At 73.9% G+C, this 20062-nt stretch carries 18 protein-coding genes; 10 read left to right on the top strand and 8 right to left on the bottom strand.

Annotated features, from left to right (window positions below; all coding sequences use genetic code 11):
• Positions 1-207 precede the first annotated feature (207 nt).
• The 3 genes from ACGF3I_RS34440 to ACGF3I_RS34430 all read left to right on the top strand — a co-directional run bounded on the left by ACGF3I_RS34440 (position 208) and on the right by ACGF3I_RS34430 (position 5532).
• Positions 208-2370, top strand: coding sequence for an acyl-CoA dehydrogenase (locus ACGF3I_RS34440; RefSeq protein WP_393139127.1), 2163 nt, complete (start codon positions 208-210; stop codon positions 2368-2370).
• Between the two features lie 26 nt (positions 2371-2396).
• Complete coding sequence (locus ACGF3I_RS34435; protein ID WP_393139131.1) at positions 2397-3584, top strand: beta-ketoacyl synthase N-terminal-like domain-containing protein; 1188 nt, start codon at positions 2397-2399, stop codon at positions 3582-3584.
• A 508-nt stretch (positions 3585-4092) separates the two neighbouring features.
• Positions 4093-5532 (top strand): MFS transporter, encoded by a 1440-nt coding sequence (locus tag ACGF3I_RS34430; RefSeq protein ID WP_393139125.1) that lies wholly within the window; start codon positions 4093-4095, stop codon positions 5530-5532.
• Positions 5533-5542: 10 nt separating this feature from the next.
• On the opposite strand, the gene ACGF3I_RS34425 is transcribed toward ACGF3I_RS34430, so the two are convergent.
• Genes ACGF3I_RS34425 through ACGF3I_RS34410 form a run of 4 tightly spaced genes read right to left on the bottom strand, consistent with a single transcriptional unit; the run spans position 5543 to position 9133 of the window.
• The gene (locus tag ACGF3I_RS34425) at positions 5543-6184 is read right to left on the bottom strand and encodes a response regulator (RefSeq protein ID WP_393139123.1); all 642 of its coding nucleotides are present in this window, start codon (positions 6182-6184) and stop codon (positions 5543-5545) included.
• 52 nt (positions 6185-6236) lie between these two features.
• A complete protein-coding gene (locus ACGF3I_RS34420) occupies positions 6237-7439 on the bottom strand; it encodes a histidine kinase (protein WP_393139121.1) in 1203 nt (400 codons plus the stop codon).
• Between the two features lie 54 nt (positions 7440-7493).
• Complete coding sequence (locus ACGF3I_RS34415; protein ID WP_393139119.1) at positions 7494-8219, bottom strand: ABC transporter permease; 726 nt, start codon at positions 8217-8219, stop codon at positions 7494-7496.
• The gene (locus ACGF3I_RS34410; protein ID WP_393139117.1) at positions 8219-9133 is read right to left on the bottom strand and encodes an ATP-binding cassette domain-containing protein; all 915 of its coding nucleotides are present in this window, start codon (positions 9131-9133) and stop codon (positions 8219-8221) included. Before ACGF3I_RS34410 ends, ACGF3I_RS34415 begins: the two co-directional genes overlap by 1 nt.
• Positions 9134-9470: 337 nt before the next feature.
• On the opposite strand from ACGF3I_RS34410, the gene ACGF3I_RS34405 reads away from it, so the two are divergent.
• From ACGF3I_RS34405 to ACGF3I_RS34395, 3 genes are read left to right on the top strand one after another with little or no spacing between them, the layout of a single operon-like run.
• Positions 9471-10343, top strand: a complete 873-nt coding sequence (locus ACGF3I_RS34405; protein WP_393139115.1) for a MaoC/PaaZ C-terminal domain-containing protein — start codon at positions 9471-9473, stop codon at positions 10341-10343.
• 45 nt (positions 10344-10388) lie between these two features.
• The gene (locus ACGF3I_RS34400) at positions 10389-11465 is read left to right on the top strand and encodes a Zn-dependent alcohol dehydrogenase (RefSeq protein WP_393139113.1); all 1077 of its coding nucleotides are present in this window, start codon (positions 10389-10391) and stop codon (positions 11463-11465) included.
• A 40-nt stretch (positions 11466-11505) separates the two neighbouring features.
• On the top strand, positions 11506-12450 hold the full coding sequence (locus ACGF3I_RS34395; protein WP_393139111.1) for a 3-oxoacyl-ACP reductase: 945 nt from the start codon (positions 11506-11508) through the stop codon (positions 12448-12450).
• Positions 12451-12516: 66 nt separating this feature from the next.
• Here the strand turns inward: ACGF3I_RS34395 and ACGF3I_RS34390 are convergent, their stop codons facing one another.
• Both ACGF3I_RS34390 and ACGF3I_RS34385 read right to left on the bottom strand, forming a co-directional pair.
• Entirely contained in the window at positions 12517-12660 is a 144-nt protein-coding gene (locus tag ACGF3I_RS34390; RefSeq protein ID WP_393139109.1) for a hypothetical protein, read from the bottom strand.
• A 70-nt stretch (positions 12661-12730) separates the two neighbouring features.
• The gene (locus ACGF3I_RS34385) at positions 12731-13861 is read right to left on the bottom strand and encodes a hypothetical protein (RefSeq protein ID WP_393139107.1); all 1131 of its coding nucleotides are present in this window, start codon (positions 13859-13861) and stop codon (positions 12731-12733) included.
• 237 nt (positions 13862-14098) lie between these two features.
• Here ACGF3I_RS34385 and ACGF3I_RS34380 point away from each other — a divergent pair, with 237 nt between their 5' ends.
• From ACGF3I_RS34380 to ACGF3I_RS34365, 4 genes are read left to right on the top strand one after another with little or no spacing between them, the layout of a single operon-like run.
• Complete coding sequence (locus tag ACGF3I_RS34380; protein WP_393139105.1) at positions 14099-15154, top strand: ABC transporter substrate-binding protein; 1056 nt, start codon at positions 14099-14101, stop codon at positions 15152-15154.
• Between the two features lie 48 nt (positions 15155-15202).
• Positions 15203-16051 carry a Nif3-like dinuclear metal center hexameric protein gene (locus tag ACGF3I_RS34375; protein ID WP_393139103.1) on the top strand — a complete coding sequence of 283 codons (849 nt, stop codon included), beginning with the start codon at positions 15203-15205 and terminating at the stop codon, positions 16049-16051.
• A complete protein-coding gene (locus ACGF3I_RS34370; protein ID WP_393139129.1) occupies positions 16048-16791 on the top strand; it encodes a zinc ribbon domain-containing protein in 744 nt (247 codons plus the stop codon). Before ACGF3I_RS34375 ends, ACGF3I_RS34370 begins: the two co-directional genes overlap by 4 nt.
• Positions 16792-18150 carry a bifunctional RNase H/acid phosphatase gene (locus ACGF3I_RS34365; protein WP_393139101.1) on the top strand — a complete coding sequence of 453 codons (1359 nt, stop codon included), beginning with the start codon at positions 16792-16794 and terminating at the stop codon, positions 18148-18150.
• A gap of 128 nt (positions 18151-18278) precedes the next feature.
• Here ACGF3I_RS34365 and eda read toward each other — a convergent pair whose 3' ends face one another.
• Together eda and yaaA are read right to left on the bottom strand one after the other, a co-directional pair.
• Positions 18279-18926: a bifunctional 4-hydroxy-2-oxoglutarate aldolase/2-dehydro-3-deoxy-phosphogluconate aldolase gene (eda, locus tag ACGF3I_RS34360; RefSeq protein ID WP_393139099.1), complete on the bottom strand. Its 648-nt coding sequence runs from the start codon at positions 18924-18926 to the stop codon at positions 18279-18281.
• Positions 18927-19066: 140 nt separating this feature from the next.
• A complete protein-coding gene (yaaA, locus tag ACGF3I_RS34355; RefSeq protein ID WP_393139097.1) occupies positions 19067-19867 on the bottom strand; it encodes a peroxide stress protein YaaA in 801 nt (266 codons plus the stop codon).
• Positions 19868-20062 lie beyond the last annotated feature (195 nt).

The following is a 20062-nucleotide window of genomic DNA, read 5'->3' as shown; positions in this document are numbered from 1 at the left end:
GCCTAACGCCAGGTCCACTCGCAAGGTAACGCGGGACCTCGCAAGATCCCTCGCAACCTATGCCCGGACTTCGCAGGGTTCAGTGAGACAGGACACGGGCGACGCCGGGACGGGGGACCGCAAGGCCACCGCCATCTGACCTTCCGTCAGATTGAAACGTGTTCTACTCTTGCGCCGTTCCTGGACCGGCGACGGATGAGGGCGTACATGGGCATCGCGATCACGCAAGAGCAGCGGGAGCTCGCCGAGGCGGTGCGCGGTTGGCTGTCGCGGACCGTGCCGGTGGAGAAGGTGCGCGGACTCCTGGACGCGCCGGGGGCCGTCGAAGGCCGCCCGCCGTTCTGGGACGGGCTCGCCGCGCAGGGGCTGCTCGGCATCCACCTCGGTGAGGAGTTCGGCGGCGGCGGGCTGCCCGAACTCGCGGTCGTCCTGGGGGAGGCCGGGCGCGGACTGCTGCCCGGGCCCTATGCGTCCACCGCCCTGGCCGCCGAACTGCTGCGCCGCGCCGGCGGCCACCGCCCCCTGCTCGCGGACCTCGCCGAGGGGCGCAGGACCGCGGCGGTGGCGTTCGGCGCGGGCGGCCTCACCGCCGTGGCGGGCGAGGGCGGCTGGGTCCTGGACGGCACCGCGCCGCCCGTACTGGCCGGAGGCGAGGCCGAGTTGCTGGTCCTCGCGGCCGAGGCGCCCGAGGGCACGCTGTGGCTCGCGGTGGACGCCGCCGCCCTGCGCGTCCGTGCGCAGCCGGGCGCCGATCCGACCCGCCCCACCGCGGAGGTGCGGGCCGAGGGCGCGGTCGTCCCGGCCGGTCGGGTCCTGGACATCGACGGGTCCCTGGTGGGCGACCTGGCGGCGCTGCTGCTGTCCGCCGAGTCCTGCGGCACGGCGGCCCGCGCCCTTCAGATCGCAACCGAACACGCCAAGGTGCGCGAGCAGTTCGGCCGGCTCATCGGACAGTTCCAGGCGGTCAAGCACCTGTGCGCGGACATGCTCGTACGCCTGGAGCAGGCCCGGGCGCTGGTGTGGGACGCGGCCCGCGCCATGGACGAGAGCCCCGGGGTGCGGGGTCTGGCCGCCGCGCTCGCCGCCGCCACGGCGCTGGACGCGGCCTGCTCCTGCGCCAAGGACTGCGTCCAGATCCTCGGCGGCATCGGCTTCACCTGGGAGCACGACGCCCACCTTCATCTGCGCCGCGCGCTGGTCGCCCGCCAGCTCCTCGGCGGCGCGGACACCCACCGGCTGCGGGCCGTGCGGCTGGCCGCCGCCGGTGCCCGGCGCGAGCTGCGCACGGCGCTGCCGCCCGAGGCGGAGGACTTCCGCGGTCCGGCCCGCGCGGCCGTCGAGGTGGCGCGCGGCCTCGATCCGGGCGCGGCCCGCCGGGCCCTCGCCCCCACCGGATACGCGGCCCCGCATCTGCCCGCGCCGTACGGCCTGGGTGCGGGGCCGGTCCAACAGCTCGTCATCCAGGAGGAGTTGCGGCGGGCGGGGGTGGTGCTGAGCGATCTCGGCATCGCCACCTGGGTCATCCCCTCGCTCCTCGCCCACGGCAGCGCCGCCCAGCAGGACCGCTACCTCGGCCCGACCCTGCGGGGCGAACTCCTGTGGTGCCAGCTCTTCTCCGAACCGGGCGCGGGCTCCGACCTCGCCTCGCTGAGCACCCGGGCCGAGCGCACCGGGGACGGCGGCTGGCGCATCACCGGCCAGAAGGTGTGGACGAGCGCCGCGCAGTGGGCCGACCACGGCATCCTGCTGGCCCGCACCGACCCGGCGGCCCCCAAGCACCAGGGGCTCACCTACTTCCTCGTCGACATGAAGCGCACCGAGGGCATCGACATCCGCCCCCTCAAGGAGATCACCGGGGACGCCCTGTTCAACGAGGTGTACTTCGACGGGGCTCTGCTGCCCGCCGACGCCGTGGTCGGCGAGGTGGGCGGCGGCTGGCGGGTGGCACGCACCACGCTCGGCAACGAACGCGTCCACATGGCCGACCAGTTGACCTTCGGCACCGGCCTCGAAGCGCTGATCGCACGGGCCGGTGGACTCGACGGGGCGTACCGGGCGCGGATCGGCGCGCTGGCCGCGGAGGCCCACGCGCTGGCCTGCATCGGGCTGCGCACCACTCTGCAACAGGTGTCGGGCCTTGAGCCCGGCGCGGGGGCCAGTGTGCGCAAGCTCGTCCAGACCCCGCACCAGCAGAAGGTCGCCGAGCTCGCCCTCGAACTGCTTGGCCCCGAGGGAGCCGCCGCCGAGGGCCCGGCCGGACGGGCCGTGCACGGCTTCCTCATGTCACGCTGCCTGACCATCGCGGGCGGCACCACCCAGGTCCAGCTCAATGTCGTCGCCGAGCGCATCCTCGGCCTGCCCCGAGACTGAAGGGTCCCGCTGTCGTGAAGAGTGCGATGAAGAGTTACGTCGTCGGTGTCGGCATGACCAGGTTCGAGAAGCCGGAGTCCCGGGACTGGCAGTACTGGGACATGGCGAAGGAGGCGGGCGGGGCCGCGCTCGCGGACGCGGGCATCGGCTACGACCTGGTCGAGCAGGTCCCCGTCGGCTACTGCTTCCAGGCCTCGACCGCGGGCCAACGGGCGGTCTACGAACTGGGGTTGACGGGCGTGCCGGTCTACAACGTCAACAACAACTGTGCCACCGGGGCGAGCGCGCTGATGCTCGCGCGGCAGTTCGTCGAGGGCGGGACGAGCGACTGCGTGCTCGCGCTCGGCTTCGAGAAGATGAAGCGGGGCGCGCTCGGCGGCGGCTCGGACGGCGGCGACTTCAAGACCTCGCCCGTCGCCCGCCACTACGGGATCATGGCGGCCCGGCACGGCTTCGAGATGACCCCGCCCACCGCCCAGATCTTCGGCAACGCGGCGCGCGAGCACATGGAGCGGTACGGGACGACCGCGGCGCAGCTCGCCGCGGTCGGCGCCAAGAACCACCGGCACTCGGTGAACAACCCCAACGCCCAGTTCCAGCAGGCCTGTTCGGTCGAGGAGGTGCTGGCCGCGAAGACCATCCACCGGCCGCTGACCAAGCTCCAGTGCTCGCCGACCTCGGACGGGGCCGCGGCGGCGGTCGTCGTCTCCGAGCGCTTCGTCGAACGGCACGGGCTCGCGGACCGGGCCGTGGAGATCGCGGGCCAGGCGATGACGACGGACACCGAGGAGTCCTTCGCCTCGGGCAGCTGCATCGACGCGGTCGGGGCGCCGATGTCGCGGGAGGCCGGGCGGCGGGCGTTCGAGCGGGCGGGGCTCGGCATCGAGGACGTCGACGTGATCGAGCTGCACGACTGCTTCTCCATCAACGAGCTGCTCACGTACGAGGCGCTGGGGATGTGCGGGGCGGGGGAGTCGGGCAAGCTCGTCGAATCCGGCGCGACGACGTACGGGGGGCGGTGGGTGGTCAACCCCTCCGGGGGGCTGATCTCGAAGGGGCATCCGCTCGGGGCGACGGGGCTCGCCCAGGCGGCGGAGCTGGTGTGGCAGGTGCGGGGGGTCGCGGGGGTGCGGCAGGTGCCGGGGGCGCGGGTGGGGTTGGCGCACAACATCGGGTTGGGCGGGGCGGCGGTGGTGACGCTGTTCCGGCGCTGAGTCCTCCCCACCCCGCCCCTTCCCGAGACCCTCCGGGGGTGGCAGCCGCCCCGGGCCCCTCTCGGGGGCTGCGCCCCCGAACCCCCCTTTCGCGCCTGAACGGCGCTCGTCCTCAATCGCCGGACGGGCTGAGGTTGCCTGATGCTGCCCAGCACCGGTCCCGCTCAGGGGCGCGAGGAACTGCGCGAGAAGCGACCACGGCCGCACACGAAGGCGGGTTTTGGGGGCGCGGGGAACTGCGCGAGCAAGCGACCACGGTCCGCACGCGGTCGGCGGCCAAGGGGCGCGAGGAACTGCGCGAGAAGCGACCACGGCCCGCACACGAAGGCGGGTTTTGGGGGCGCGGGGAACTGCGCGATCAAGCGGGCACGGTCCGCACCCAGCCGACGGCCCAGGGGCGCGGGGAACTGCGCGAGCAAGGGGGCACGGTCCGCGCGGGGCCGGGGGTGGGGGCGCCCGCCCGCAGGGGTGGGGAAAGGTCTGTAACGGGCGACCGCGCCGTGCGACCATGACCCGCATGGCTCACGCGTCCGCAGACACCCACATATCCGCCCCCACCGCCACCCCCCGCACCTGGCCGGTCGTCCTGGCCGCCTGCGCGGGCCAGTTCCTCGTCGTCCTGGACGTGTCCGTCGTCAACGTCGCGCTCCCCTCCATGCGCACCGGCCTCGGCATGAGCGCCGGCGGACTCCAGTGGGTCGTCAACGCGTACGCCATCGCCTTCGCCGGGTTCATGCTGCTCGGCGGCCGGGCGGGCGACCTCTACGGGCGCAAGCGGATGTTCCTCGTGGGGCTCGGCCTGTTCACCGCGGCGAGCCTGGGCGGCGGCCTCGCCCAGGAGGGCTGGCAGCTGCTCGCCGCCCGGGCCGCGCAGGGGCTCGGCGCCGCGGTGCTCGCCCCGGCCACCCTCACCATCCTGACCGCCGCCGTCCCGGAGGGCGCCGCCCGGACGAAGGCCATCGGCACCTGGGCGGCGGTCGGCGCGGGCGGCGGGGCCGCGGGCGGGCTCGTCGGCGGGGTGCTGACCGACGCGCTGTCGTGGCGCTGGGTGCTGCTCATCAACGTGCCGGTCGGTGCGCTCGTCCTGCTCGGCGCGGCGCTGTGGATCACCGAGTCGCGGGCCGGCGGCCGCAACCGCCTCGACCTGCCCGGCGCCGTCCTCGTCACGGCCGGGCTGGCGATCCTCTCGTACGGCATCGTCCAGACGGAGAAGGGCGGTTGGGGCGCCGCGGGCACCCTGGTCCCGCTGGTCGGCGGCGCGGTCCTGCTGCTGGTGTTCCTGGTGGTCGAGAGCCGCACCGCCGTGCCGCTCATGCCGCTGCGGCTCTTCCGGCTGCGGGCCGTCTCGGCCGCGAACGCCGTGATGTTCGTGTGCGGCTCGGCGATGTTCTGCACCTGGTTCTTCATGACCCTGTACGCGCAGAACGTGCTCGGCTACAGCCCGCTCGGCGCGGGCCTCGCGCTGATCCCGAGCTCGCTCAGCGTGGTGTTCGGCTCGAAGCTGGCGCCGCGCCTGATGCCGCGGACGGGGGCGCGCAACCTCACCGTGCTCGGCGTGCTGGTGACCGCCGCCGGGTTCGGCTGGCAGTCCACGATGCGGGCGGACGACCCGTACTGGATGTCCATCCTGGTGCCGGGCGTCCTCATGATGACCGGCGCCGGTCTGGCCACGACTCCCCTTGCCGCGCTGGCCACTTCGGGAGCCGCGCCCGGCGAGGCGGGGCTGGTGTCCGGCCTGATCAACACGTCCCGCACGATGGGCGGCGCGCTGGGGCTCGCCGTGCTGTCCACGGTCGCCGCGACCCGGACCGGGGCGGTCCAGAGCGCCGAGCACCTCACCGCCGGCTACGCGCTCGCCTTCCGTGTCGGCGGGATCGTCCTGCTCGGCAGCGTGCTGCTCGCGCTGGTGTGGCTGCCCCGGGCGACGGGCCCCGCCCGGCGCGCCTGAGCGGGCCGGGTCACAGCCAGCCCTGCTGGCGGGCCGAGCGCACCGCCTCCATGCGGTTGCGGGTGCCGGTCTTGCCGATCGCGGAGGACAGGTAGTTGCGGACCGTCGACTCCGACAGATGCAGTTTGCCCGCGATGTCGGAGACGGTGGCCCCGTCCACCGACGCGTTCAGGACATCGCGTTCCCGGGCGGTCAGCGGACTCGGCCCCGCGCTGAGGGCGGCGGCCGCGAGCGCCGGGTCGATGACCGTCTCGCCGCGCAGTGCCCGGCGGATGGCCTCGGCGAGGTCCTCCACGGGCCCGTCCTTCACCAGGAACCCGGCGGCCCCCGCCTCCATCGCACGCCGCAGATAGCCGGGCCGTCCGAAGGTGGTCAGGATCAGCACCCGGCACTCCGGCACCTCCTCGCGCAGCTCCGCGGCGGCGTCGAGCCCGCTCTTGCCCGGGAGTTCGATGTCGAGCAGCGCCACGTCCGGCCGCGACACCAGCGCCTCGGGGACGATCCGGTCGCCCGCGGCCACCTGCGCGACGACCTCCATGTCCTCCTCCAGACCGAGCAGCAGGGCGAGCGCGCCGCGCATCATCCCCTGGTCCTCGGCGAGGAGGACGCGTACGGCTTTGGCGGCGCGGTGATCCTGGGGCATCTCGTCCATGGGGTCAGGCTACGGGCTGACGGACCGGTGCCGGGGCACGGGCCCGGGCGCCCTACTGGTGCTCGGGGGCGCCGGCCAGTTCGGCGTCGAGGGCCGAGTCCGCAGGGTCCACGGGCAGTTCCGCGCTCACCCGGAAGCCCGTGCGGGGGGCGGGGCCCGTGGTCAGGGAGCCGCCCGCCGCGGCGAGGCGTTCGGTCAGGCCCTTGAGGCCGTTGCCGCCGATGCGCGGGGTGGGGGCGGGCTCGGCGGGGGCGCCCCTGCCGTTGTCGGTGACCGTGAGGGTGACGCGCTCCGCGCTGCCGTCCACCACGATCTCGCAGCGGGTCGCGGCGCTGTGCCGCACCACATTGGTGACGGCCTCGCGGACGACCCAGCCGAGCAGCGCCTCGGCCTGCGCGGGCAGCGGCGGCCCCGACTGGCGTACCACCGGCTCGACTTCGGCGGCGCTCAGCGCCGAGCGGGCCCGGTCGAGTTCGGTGGCCAGGCTGCCCTCGCGGTAGCCGGTGACGGCCTCGCGGATCTCGGTGAGGGCCTGGCGGCCGACCGACTCGATGTCGGCTACCTGGCCGAGGGCCGCGTCCAGGTCGCGCGGGGCGATGCGGCGGGCGGCCTCCGACTTGACCACGATCACGGACAGGGTGTGGCCGAGCAGGTCGTGCAGATCGCGGGAGAAGCGCAGCCGCTCCTTCTCCACCGCGGTGCGCGCCAACTCCTGCCGGGTGTCGCGCAGTTCACGTACCGTCTCGGAGAGCGAGAGCAGCGCCGCGATCACCATGCCGGACAGGAACGTCCCGTACGCGATGGTCATGTTGTCCCACGGGTCGCCGGTCTTGACCCCCGAGATGACGCCCACCGAACCGGCGAGGGTGATGATCACGACCCCGAGCCGTTTGTCCCGCAGCACCGCTCCGCAGGTCAGTGAGAGCAGCGGGAAGAACAGCAGCCAGACCCCGCCGTAGCCGAGCCCGAGCGCGTAGGTGACCGCGGCCAGCGCGCCGAGCAGGACCAGGGTCGAGCGCGCGGCGCGCCGCCGCTTGTCGAAGGCGCGGAAGGCGACCAGGGCGTACAGGACGGCGAAGGCGAGGATGCCGAGCCCGCCGAGCACGGGCTCGGCCACCTCTCCCTTGGCCACGTCGATGGCGGCGCCGGTCCCCATGAGCAGCCAGGGCAGGAAGGTGTAGCCGTTGGCCGGCGGGCCGGGGAACTCGTCGGCCTTCGCGCCCCGCGGGGGCAGCTTCGGCAGCAGTGATGGCATCGCGTTCTCCCCGTGCTGGTGGTGCATGACGTCCCCGGTCCCGGTGTCCGGGGCTCACGCGGTCCGCGCGGACCGACGGTAGGAGACCACGGCGTAGCCGCCGAAGGCCACCAGCCAGAGGGCCATCGAGACGAGGGTGACGATGCCCGGGGCGTGGCCCTGCGAGGTGGCCCAGCCGAGGTCGGCGAAGCGGTGCGTCGGAGTGTACTCGGCGATCTTGCGCAGCCAGCCGGGGAAGGCGGCGACCGGGAACCACAGGCCGCCGAGGATCGCGAGGCCCATCAGACAGGCCACGTTGACCACCCCGGTGGCCTGCGCGGACAGCCGGTAGCCGTTGCCGAGGCCGAGCATGGTGAAGGGCAGCGCCCCGATCCACAGGAACAGCGTGAGCGCGAGCCACTGCCAGACGGCCAGGTGCACCCCGTTGATCAGCGCGCCGGACAGGAGCACCGCGAGGATGCCCGGCAGCACGGTCACCGAGCCGCTGATCGCCCGGCCGGTCACCACCCGGGTCGGCGGGAGCGGGGCGATCCGCATCTGCCGCAGCCAGCCGATCGCCTTGTCGGAGGCGACGCCGGTGCCGGTGCCGAGGGCCGCGCCGAGCGCGCCGTAGGCGGCCATGCCGACCATCGAGGACACCTTCCACTCGGCGTCACCGCCCTGGCCCCCGCCGATGTTGGTGAAGAGGAGGTACATGAGGACCGGCATCCCGATGCCGAAGGTCACGAACGAGGCGTCCCGCAGGGTGCGGCGCATCTCCAGCTTGATGTACTCGAACATCAGACGGTCTCGCTTTCGCGTGCGGTGAGGGAGAGGAAGGCGTCTTCGAGGCTGGCGGGCGCCACTTCCAGGCGGCGTACCGCGCCCATCGCGGCGAGCGCGACCACGGTGGCGTCCGAGTCGTCCGTGCGCAGCCGGGCCCGGTCGCCGTGGATCTCGACGGTGACGACACCCGGCAGCAGCGAGAGCCCCTCGCCGGCCATGCCCGCGAGGTCGAAGGAGACCAGGCTGCCGCCGGCCGCCCGCTTGATGGTCTCGCCGGGCCCGTCGGCGACGATGCGGCCCTGGTCGATGACGACGATGCGGTCCGCGTTGTCGTCGGCCTCTTCGAGGTAGTGGGTGGAGAACATGACCGTGTTGCCCCGGCCGGCGTAGGTGCGCATCGACTCCCAGAACGCGCGGCGCGCCTCCACGTCGAGGGCGGCCGTCGGCTCGTCCAGGAGCAGCAGCTCGGGGTTGCCCGCGAGCGCCATGGCGAACCGCACCCGCTGGGTCTGGCCGCCGGAGAGCTTGTCCACCCGGCGGTCGGCGAAGTCGGTGAGCCCGGCGAGCGCGAGCGCCTCGGCGACCGGCATCGGCTCCGGGTACATGCTGCCGATGAAGAACACCAGCTCCCGCACGGTCACCCGGGGAATCGGCTGGCCCTCCTGGAGCATCGCGCCCACCAGGCCCGCCCGTACCGCCTGCTCCGGGGTGCGCCCGAAGATCCGGACCTCGCCCTCGTCGGGCTCGTTCAGGCCGAGCAGCAGGCTGATGGTGGTGGACTTGCCGGCCCCGTTGCGCCCGAGCAGGGCCACGGTCTCGCCGCGCCCGATGCCGAGCTCCGCGCCGTTGACCGCCCGGACCGCCCCGTAGGACTTGACCACCCCGCTGAAGCGGACCGCGGTGGCGCTCTGTGTCGTCGTCTGCGTCATGTCCTTCACGCTACGGAGCGCGAGGGGGGCCGCCCCAGATGCGCATGTACGGAGCCGGCCAGGACAAATGTCCTGGGCACCCCCGCCGAAAGTGGCACGGGGCGCCTCCGTCAGGTGATCTGACGCAGCGTCAGAAGGCTTCACAACTGCCGGACCGTGCGCTATACCTGGGGGCCATCGGCCTAGAACGCGTTCTAGAACCGGCCCGCCGCCCGGCGGGTCCGCTCCGGACGGGTCCCGGGCCGGCCCAGGACGACCTCGGTGGGGCCGACGGTGCGGACGGCCGCACCGAGGTCTTCTCCCCGTGTCCGCACACCGCTCAAGGAGCAGCGTCCCCATGCCCATTGATGCCGCGAAGGCCCTCGCCGCCGAGCCCCGCTCCACCGAGATCACCTGGGACCACAAGGACGTCCAGCTCTACCACCTGGGGCTCGGCGCCGGCACCTTCCCCGGCAGGCGGAGCCCCGCCACCGACCCGGACGAGCTGCGTTACACCCTGGAGTCCCGGCTGCACGTGCTGCCCTCCTTCGCCACCGTCGCGGGCGCCGGCATGGGCGTGGTCGGCGGGCTCTCCGCGCCCGGCATCGAGGTGGATCTGGCCGCGGTGCTGCACGGCGGCCAGGCCATCACCGTGCACCGGCCCATCCCGGTGGGCGGCACGGCCACCTCCACCTCGAAGGTCGCCGCCGTCTACGACAAGGGCAAGGCCGCCATCCTGGTCCTGCGCACGGAGGCCGCCGACGCCGAGGGCCCGCTGTGGACCAGCGACGCGCAGATCTTCGTACGCGGCGAGGGCGGCTTCGGCGGGGACCGGGGGCCCTCCGCCCGCGCCGAGCAGCCCGACCGCGCGCCGGACCAGGTCGTGGAGCGCCCCGTCCGCGAGGAACAGGCCCTGCTCTACCGCCTGTCGGGGGACTGGAACCCGCTGCACGCCGACCCCGACTTCGCCAAGCTGGCCGGCTTCGAGCGGCCGATCCTGCACGGGCTGTGCACCTACGGGATGACCCTGAAGGCGGTCGTGGACACGCTCCTGGGCGGCGACGTCACCCGGGTCCGCTCCTACACCACCCGCTTCACCGGTGTGGTCTTCCCGGGCGAGACCCTGCGCATCCGGATGTGGTCGGGGCCGGGCCGCGTCCAGGTGGCGGTGACGGCCGTCGAGCGGGACGACGCGCCGGTCCTGTCCGACACGGTCGTCGAGCACAACTGAGTCTTCTTTTCCGGTACTTGAGGGGAACCCGAGGGGAGCCGCACCATGCGCGCAGCCGTACTGCACGAGATAGGCCAGGACAAGCTCGACGTGGTCGACGACGTGGAGGCGACCGGCTTCGGCCCCGGCAAGGTCAAGCTCCGCGTCCGCGCCACCGGCCTGTGCCACTCCGACCTCTCGGCGATGAGCGGCGTACTGCCGCAGCCCGCGCCGTTCGTGCCCGGCCACGAGGGGGCCGGCGAGGTCATCGACGTCGGGGACGGGGTGAGCGGGCTCCAGCAGGGCGACCGGGTCCTGATGTGCTGGCTGCCGGCGTGCGGGGCGTGCCCGTCGTGCCGGCGCGGACAGACCCAGCTGTGCCTGGCCGGGTTCATGAACGCCGGCACGCCCAACTTCCGCCGGGCCGGGGGCGATGTGTTCGGCTTCGCGGGCACCGGCACCTTCGCCGAGGAGGTCGTCGTCGCGGCCGGCTGCGCGGTGCCGATCCCCGACGACGTGCCGTACGAGATCGCCGCCCTGATCGGCTGCGGGGTGACCACCGGGCTCGGGGCCGCCATCAACACCGCGAAGGTGGAGGCGGGTTCGTCGGTCGCGGTCATCGGCTGCGGAGGCGTGGGCATCTCCACCATCCAGGGCGCCCGGGTGCAGGGCGCGGCGCAGATCGTCGCCGTCGATCCGGTGGCCTCCCGGCGCGAGGCGGCGCTCCGGTTCGGCGCCACCGAGGCGGTCTCGCCCGAGGAGTTCGCCGACGCCAGGCAGCGGATCACCGCGGGCGAGGGCTTCGACTACGTCTTCGAGGTGGTCGGCCGCTCCGCGACCGCGCGCACCGCCTACGAGAACACCCGGCGCGGCGGCACCCTGTGCGTGGTCGGAGCGGGCGCCATGGACGACTTCTTCCAGGTCAACATGTTCGAGCTGTTCTTCGACGAGAAGCGCATCCTGCCGTCGATGTACGGCGGCGGCGATGTGCTGCGCTCCTACGAGCGGGCCATCGCGCTGTGGCGGGCGGGCCGCATCGACCTGGAGGGCCTGATCACCCACCGGGTGCAGCTCGCCGGGATCAACGACGCGCTCGACCAGATGCGCAGCGGCGAGGCCCTGCGCACCTGCATCGAGATCTGACCCGCCCCCCTGTCCGCCCGTGCGAGAGGATCCAACCGGCATGGCAGCACTGCCACTTGAAGGTCTGTCCGCGATCGTCACCGGGGCCGGGCGCGGGCTCGGCCGGGCCGAGGCGCTCGAACTCGCCCGGCTCGGGGCGTCCGTGGTCGTCAACGACTTCGGACAGCCGGGCCGCGACGGCTCGGGCAAGGCCTCGGCGGGCCCCGCCGAAGAGGTCGCCACCGAGATCCGGGCGGCCGGCGGCCGGGCGACCGTGCACACCGGCGACGTCGCCGACCACCAACAGGCCCGCGAATTGGTCCAGTTGGCGATCGACACGTACGGCAAACTGGACATCCTGGTCAACAACGCGGGCATCCTGCGGGACCGGATGATCTTCTCGATGAGTGAGGCCGAGTGGGACTCGGTGATCCACGTGCACCTCAAGGGGCACTTCAACACCACCCACTTCGCCGCCGCCCACTGGCGCGAGCGCTCGAAGGCGGCGGGCGGCCCGGTCTACGGGCGCATCGTCAACACCTCCTCGGAGGCCTTCCTCGCCGGTTCGGCGGGCCAGCCCAACTACGCGGCGGCCAAGGGCGGCATCGTCGGGCTCACCACCTCGACGGCGCTCGCGCTCGGCAAGTACGGCGTCACCGCCAACGCGATCTGCCCGCGGGCCCGCACCCGGATGACCGAGGACGTCTTCCAGGGGTTCCAGGAACCGGCGGAGGGCCGGCTCGACCCGCTGGCGCCCGAGCACGTCTCACCGCTCGTCGGCTATCTGGCCTCACCGGCCGCGGCCCGGGTCAACGGGCAGCTCCTGGTGGTGCACGGCGGCATGGTGGCGATCGTGGAACGGCCCCGGGTGGCCGCCAAGTTCGACACCGCCAAGGAGGTCTTCTCGTACGAGGAGCTCGACGAGCTGATCTCGCCCTACTACGAGGGCAGGCCCGCGCACGAGACCTTCGCCGCGGCGGAGGTGCTCGGGCTCAAGCGGGGCTGACCGGGCGCAGGGGAAGCGGAAGGCCCCCGGGGCGCACACCCCGGGGGCCTTCGGCCGAGCGGCGGGTCAGGCGCTGGTGCCCGACTCCTCACGCCGGTGGCGTCCGTGCGGCGGCGTCATCGAGTCCTCGGTCGAGGCGGCTCCGCCCCGGTGCCGTCCCGCGCTGTCGGTCTCCGTCTCCTGCGGACGGATGTCGGTCTGGTTGGACATGAGCTGTGGTCACCCCGTGGTCGTCTCTTGCGTTCTGCTCTTGCGTTCTGCTTCGTACGGCGGGCCGATTCTAACGATCTTCCGGGGTGGCCCGACGGCCGGTCAGAGGCGCCTGTCCGAGCGGCACGGGCCGGGCCGGGGCGGGCGGCGCGGGGGTGGGCGCAGCGGCCGGGGGCGCGGGCTCGGGGTCCCGCGGCGCGGGCAGGTCGAACAGCGCGCACGGGCTCGTGTCGGTGACGTACGGAAGCCTGAGCACCCCTTCGGGCGTCCACAGCCCGGCCCCCGTCAACCAGCCCTGGGGAGCGGCCAGTTGGTGCAGATGACGGCCGGCCGGACGCCAGACGCCGACCCAGCTGCCGCCGGCCGCGTCGATGCGCAGGGCCACCGCGCAGGACTCCGGCATCAGGACCTGGCCCGGCTGTACGGCGAACGGCGTCACGGCCGCGTCCGGCAGGCGCAGGCACTCGGGGAAGCGCACCGGGAGCGCCGAGCCGAGCACGCCCCAGCCGAGCCGGTCGTGGCCCGGGGCGTCGGAGCGGATCAGCAGCAGGCCGCTGTCGGCGTCCGCGAGCAGCAGCCGGTCGTCGCTGTCCTCGGTGATCTGGAGCAGCTCGGTCACCTCGCCGCCGCGCTCCAGGTCGACGGTGACCGTCTTGGTGCGGCCGTCGAGCTCGCGGTCAAGGGCCAGCATCCGGCCGGTGCGGTCGAGCCAGACCCCGCCCGAGCAGCGCCCCTTGAGCCGCGTCACCAGCTCGGGTCCGAACGCGCCGCCCGCCACCAGCCACAGGGCACTCGATTCGGGCCCCGCCGCGAGCGCGTAGGCGCAGCTGCCGTCCGGGGACGGCGGGAGCAGGACGAGCGGGTCCGGCCCGGCCTCGACCGCGCCCAGCGGCAGCTCGCCGGTGGCGGGTCCGGTCGGGTAGAGCAGGGCGAAGGAGTGCCGGTCGGCGACCCGGCGCTGGATGAGCACCCGGCCGTCCGCCATGGGCAGCACGCCGGTGCCGGGCTCCTCCGGCTGGTTGCCGGGCAGCGGCACCGCGTACGGCTCGGGGCCGTCGAGCGTCCAGCGCTCCGGGAACCAGGCCGCCTCCCTGCTGTCACGCACCAGCCGTGCGGCGTACGCGCCGTTCGCGGTGATCGCGAATCCCGTACCCCCGACCGCGCCGCCCCCGGCAGCGGTCTCGATGGCCAAAGCCGTCATCAGATGGCTCACCTCCGGCCACCGAAGCTAGTTTTCGCACTTCCAGCCGAACAACACGAGACCACCGGCTTCACACCAAAGGGTGGCTGTCGGGCCATTCGCCCGTCCGGGGCGCGGCGGGTGTGCAGGAACGGTTCCACCACGGGCTATGTAAGGTTAGGCGTACCTAAGCCGCACCTGGCCGGATCCTTTCGGCCGGCGGCCGCCCGTGGAACCCCCGCCGTACAGGAGCCCGAGATGTCCCTACGCCGCCGCGGCACCGCCGCCGCAGCCCTCGCCGTGGCCGCCGGGCTCTCGCTCGCGGCCTGCACAAGCAGCGACGGCGGGAGCGGCGCGGCCTCCTCCGCCGCCTCGGGCAAGGCGGACTCCGGCGGCAAGAAGTCCGTCGCCCAGGGCGGCAAGGACTTCGCCGCGGCGGCGGACCGTACGGCGAAGATGGGCACCGACGCGCGGCCCGGGCAGTACCCGCGCACCATCCACCACGCCATGGGCGCCACCGAACTCACCGCGCGGCCCCAGCGCGTCGTCGTCCTCGACGTCGGAGAGTTCGACAACGCCGTGTCGCTCGGCGTCAAGCCCGTCGGCTACGCCCCGACCGAGGGCGACGAGGGCATCCCCGGCTATCTGAAGAAGGACGCGGGCGACCCCAAGAGCGTCGGCACGATCAACAGCCTCAACCTGGAGGCCATCGCCGCGCTCAAGCCCGACCTCATCCTCGGCAGCCAACTGCGCGCCGCAGACAAGTACAAGGAACTCTCCAAGATCGCCCCCACGGTCTTCTCGATCCGCCCCGGCTTCCCCTGGAAGCAGAACTACCTCCTGAACGCCGCCGCCCTCGACAAGAGCGCCGAGGCGAAGGCGAAGCTCGCCGCGTACGACGCCAAGGCCAAGGCGCTCGGCGCGGACCTCGGTGCCGACAAGCCCACCGTGACGATGCTCCGCTACATGCCGGGCAAGGTCCGCCTCTACGCCAGGGCCTCCTTCATCGGCACCATCCTCGACGACGCCGGCATCCCGCGCCCCAAGAACCAGCAGGTCGTGGATCTGGCCACCGAGGTCGGCCCCGAGACCATCGACCAGGCCGACGCCGACTGGATCTTCACCGGCGTCTACGGCGACCCCAAGAAGTCCAAGCGGGACAGCGCCGAGTCGAACCCGCTGTGGAAGAACCTGAAGGCCGTCAAGGCCGGGCGGGCCAAGGACGTCAAGGACGAGACCTGGTACCTCGGTCTCGGCGTCACCGCCGCCGACTCCGTCCTCGACGATCTGCGCGGCTTCGTCGTCAAGAAGTAGCGACCGGCGGCCGACCTGCGGGGTGCGCGGCGCAGGTAACCTGTCTGCGTGCCCCGTCTGTCTGAAGTCATCGCCGCCCTCGACGCCCTCTGGCCGCCCGAGCGGGCCGAGGGATGGGACGCCGTCGGCACCGTCTGCGGCGACCCCGATGCCGAAATCCGCCGGGTCCTGTTCGCCGTCGACCCCGTCCAGGAGATCGCCGACGAGGCCCTCAAGCTGGGCGCCGACCTGATCGTGACCCACCACCCGCTCTACCTGCGCGGCACCACCACGGTGGCCGCCGGGCACTTCAAGGGCCGCGTGGTGCACACCCTGATCAAGCACGACATCGCGCTGCACGTCGCGCACACCAACGCCGACACCGCCGACCCCGGCGTGAGCGACGCCCTCGCCGGCGCGCTCGGCCTGCGCGTCACGGCGCCCCTGGTGCCCGACGCCACCGACCCGGCGGGCCGCCGCGGCCTCGGCCGCATCTGCGAGCTCGACCACCCGATGACGCTGCGCGCGTTCGGCGCGCACGCCGCCGCCCGCCTGCCCGCCACCGCGCAGGGCATCCGCGTGGCGGGCGACCCCGACGCGCTGGTCAAGACCGTCGCGGTCAGCGGCGGCTCGGGCGACAGCCTCTTCGACGCCGTCCGCACCGCGGGCGCCGACGTCTTCCTCACCGCCGACCTGCGCCACCACCCGGTGTCCGAGGTCGTCCAGCACGGACCGCTCGGCCTGGTCGACGCCGCGCACTGGGCCACCGAGTGGCCCTGGTGCGAGCAGGCAGCCGCCCAGCTCGACGAGATCTCCGACCGCCACGGCTGGGACCTGAGGGTCCACGTCTCGAAGACGGTCACCGACCCGTGGTCCGCCCACCACCTCTCCCCTTCTATTGATGGAGCCCCCAACTGAACGCCGCGCCCGCCGACCAGATCCGCCTCCTCGACGTACAGGCGCTGGACGTCCGCCTGTCCCAGCTCGCCCACAAGCGCAAGTCGCTGCCCGAGCACGCCGAGATCGAATCGCTGAACAAGGACCTCACGCAGCTGCGCGACCTGCTCGTCGCCTCGCAGACCGAGGAGAGCGACACCGCCCGTGAGCAGACCAAGGCCGAGCAGGACGTGGACCAGGTGCGCCAGCGCGCCACCCGCGACCAGCAGCGCCTGGACTCCGGCGCGGTCTCCTCGCCCAAGGACCTGGAGAGCCTCCAGCGCGAGATCGTCTCGCTCGCCAAGCGCCAGGGCGACCTGGAGGACGTCGTCCTCGAAGTGATGGAGCGCCGCGAGGCCGCCCAGGAGCGGGCCGCCGAGCTGACCGAGCGAGTCTCCTCCGTGCAGGCCAAGGCCGACGACGCGACGGCCCGTCGCGACGCGGCGCTGGCCGAGCTCGACGCCGAGGCCGCCTCGGTCACCAAGGAGCGCGAGATCGTCGCCGGGTCCGTCCCGGCCGACCTGCTCAAGCTGTACGACAAGCTGCGCGAGCAGCAGGGCGGGGTGGGCGCCGCCCGCCTCTACCAGCGCCGCTGCGAGGGCTGCCGCCTGGAGCTCAACATCACCGAGGTCAACGAGGTCAAGGCAGCCGCTCCCGACGCGGTGCTGCGCTGCGAGAACTGCCGCCGCATCCTGGTGCGCACCTCGGAATCGGGTCTGTAAGTGCCTGACGCGGTACGGGAGTTCGTCGTCGAGGCCGACGGCGGCTCCCGCGGCAACCCCGGTCCGGCGGGCTACGGCGCCGTCGTCCTCGACCCGGCGACGGGCGAGACGCTCGCCGAGGCCGCCGAGTACATCGGCGTCGCCACCAACAACGTCGCCGAGTACAAGGGGCTCATCGCGGGGCTGCGCGCCGCGCGGCAGCTCGACCCGGCGGCGCGGGTGCGGGTGCGCATGGACTCCAAGCTCGTCGTCGAGCAGATGTCGGGGCGCTGGAAGATCAAGCACCCCGACATGAAGCCGCTCGCCGCCGAGGCGGGGCGCGTCCTGCCGCCCTCGCAGGTGTCGTACGAGTGGATCCCGCGCGAGCGCAACAAGCACGCCGACCGGCTCGCCAACGAGGCGATGGACGCGGGCAGGCGCGGCAGGCAGTGGGAGCCGTCGGCCTCCACGGCCGAGCTGTCCGCCGGGCGGCCCTCCGCCGGGCCGTCCCTCGCCGGACCCGCCGCCGGCGGTCCTGCCGCCGGCACCGACGCGCGTGCGGCCCGGGTGGTCGGCGACGCCGCGGCGGGCGCGGCCCGGGCGCGGGCGGCGCTCGCGGCCTCGGCCCCGGCCTCCGTGCGGGGCGGGCGGCCTGCCGAGGGACCCGCGGGCGCGGGCTCTGCTTCCGTACGGGCCGTGCGGGACGAGCCCGTTGAGGCGGCGCCGACCGTGGGGTGGGGTGCCTCCGCGGATCTCGGGGCGCCCGCCACGTTCGTCCTGCTGCGGCACGGCGAGACGGCGCTCACGCCCCAGAAGCGGTTCTCCGGCAGCGGCGGGGGAGACCCCGAGCTCTCGGCCGTCGGACGCGACCAGGCCGAGCGGGCCGCCGCGGCGTTCGCCGCGCGCGGCACGGTCGAGGTGATCGTCTCGTCCCCGCTGCGGCGGTGCCGCGAGACGGCGGCGGCGGTGGCCGCCCGTCTCGGACTCGACGTCCACATCGAACAAGGCCTGCGCGAAACGGACTTCGGAGCATGGGAGGGGCTCACCTTCGCCGAGGTCCGCGAGCGCCACCCCGAGGACCTCGACGCCTGGCTCGGCTCCGCGAAGGCCGCCCCGACGGGCGGCGGCGAGAGCTTCGCCGCGGTGGCCCGCCGGGTCGCCGCGGCCCGGGACCGGCTGATCGCCGCCCACCCGCGGCGCACGGTGCTGGCGGTGACCCATGTGACCCCGATCAAGACGCTGGTCAGGCTGGCCCTGGGGGCGCCGCCCGAGTCGCTGTTCCGGATGGAGCTGTCGGCGGCCTCGGTCTCGGAGGTGGCGTACTACGCGGACGGCAACGCCTCGGTGCGGGTGCTGAACGACACGGGGCATCTGCGGTAGGGCCGGTGGGACGGGGGCGGGCCGGCTCGGGTGCGCCCGGCTCGGGTCGGCCCTACCGGGTGCGCCCGGGTGGTGTGGGCGCGGACGGCTGGGCGGCGCGGCTCAACTGGGCTGGTGGCGGCGGGAGTTCAGCCCCGCAGCGCCGCCGCCTCGCGGGCCAGGGACTCCACCCGGGACCAGTCGCGGGCGGTGAGGGCGTCGGCGGGGAGCATCCATGTGCCGCCCACGCAGCCGACGTTGGGCAGGGCCAGGTACGAGGGCGCCGAGGCGAGCGAGATGCCGCCGGTCGGGCAGAACCTCGCTCGGGGGAGCGGGCCCGCCAGGGACTTCAGATAGGCGGTGCCGCCCGCTGCCTGCGCCGGGAAGAACTTCATCTCGCGCACGCCCTGTTCGAGCAGCGCCACCACCTCGGACGTGGTGGAGACCCCGGGCAGGAACGGCACGCCCGAGCCCTTCATCGCGTCCAGCAGCGCGGGCGTCCAGCCCGGGCTCACCAGGAAGCGCGCCCCCGCGCCCACCGCGTCGGCGACCGCGTCCGGGGTCAGGACCGTGCCCGCCCCGACCACCGCGTCCGGCACCTGCGCGGCGATCGCCCGGATCGCGTCCAGGGCGGCCGGGGTGCGCAGGGTCACCTCGATGGCCGGGAGCCCCCCGGCCACCAGCGCCCGCGCGAGCGGCACCGCGTCGGCCGCGTCGTCGATGACCACGACGGGGACGACGGGGGCGAGGTCCAGGACGGAGGGTGTGGCGGGGGAGGGCACGGCGGAGGGCGTCATGCGGCCATCCTGCCGGGGGTGCGCGAAGCTTGCAACGAGTGTTGCATATGCTGCAACGCCTCGGCTTGAGGGGTGGGCTTCCGTGGATCCCGCGGGGGTGGGGGATCCCGCGGTGGTGGGGGATCCCGCGGTGGTGGGGGCTAGTGGATCTGGGTCACCACGACGTCCAGGGACCAGGCGCGGCCGGGCTTGGCGGGCGGCTCGGCCTCGACCACGTACCCGAGGCCCCGCAGGGTCTCGACGAGTTCGGCCGGGTCGGCGGGGGCCGCCCCGGCGGTGAGCAGGTCGCGGACGATCCGGCCCTTCGTCGCCTTGTTGAAGTGGCTGACGACCGAGCGCTTCTCCACGCCGTCCACGAGCTGGGAGTGCAGTACCCGCACCGTGGCCGTGCGGTCCGCGACGGCGCCCTTCGGCTTCCAGGCGGCGGCGTACGCGGAGGAGCGCAGGTCGAGGACGAGGCCGGCGCCGGCGGCCTCGGTCATGACCGGGTCCATCACGGTCCGCCAGTACGCGCCGAGTGCGCCGAGGCCGGGCAGCTTCACGCCCATCGAGCAGCGGTAGGACGGGATCCGGTCGCCGGTGTGCACGGCGCCCCACAGCCCGGAGAAGACCAGCAGGGACTTCGCGGCCCTGCGCTTCGCGGCCGGGTCCAGGGTCGCGAGGTCGAGGGCGTCGTACAGGACGCCGGTGTAGATCTCGCCCGCGGGGCGGGTGCCCGCGGTGCGCAGCTCGACGTTCTTGGCGACCTCGCCTCGCAGGCCCTCGCTGAGGCCGAGCACCTCGCGCGCCTTCTCCTCGTCCGCCGTGCACAGGTCGACGAGCTCGTCCAGGACGGCCGCGCGGGGGGCGGCGAGACCCGGGAGCGACAGCGACTCCGCCTTCAGCGGGGCCCCTCGGCCTGAGGGGGCCTTTCCTTCTGAGGGGGGTAGCAGGACCAGCACGGGGTCTCCTTTTGTGCGTACGTAAAGGGGGTGCGGCCCCTCGCACCCCACCCTAAGGGGGCTGCGGCCCGGGGCTGCGCCCCAGACCCCCGGGGGGTTTACGGGCCCGGCTCCCTGGGGCTCCGCCCCAGACCCCGGCGGGTTTGCCCACCCGCCCGCCCGTGCAGCGGGTTGACCCGGCTGAGCCCTGGAGCT

This window comes from Streptomyces sp. NPDC048111 (assembly GCF_043202815.1).
In the GTDB taxonomy this organism is placed as follows: Bacteria; Actinomycetota; Actinomycetes; order Streptomycetales; family Streptomycetaceae; genus Streptomyces.
Note: the sequence above shows the minus strand (reverse complement) of the source record. Positions and strands in the feature narration are given on the sequence as shown.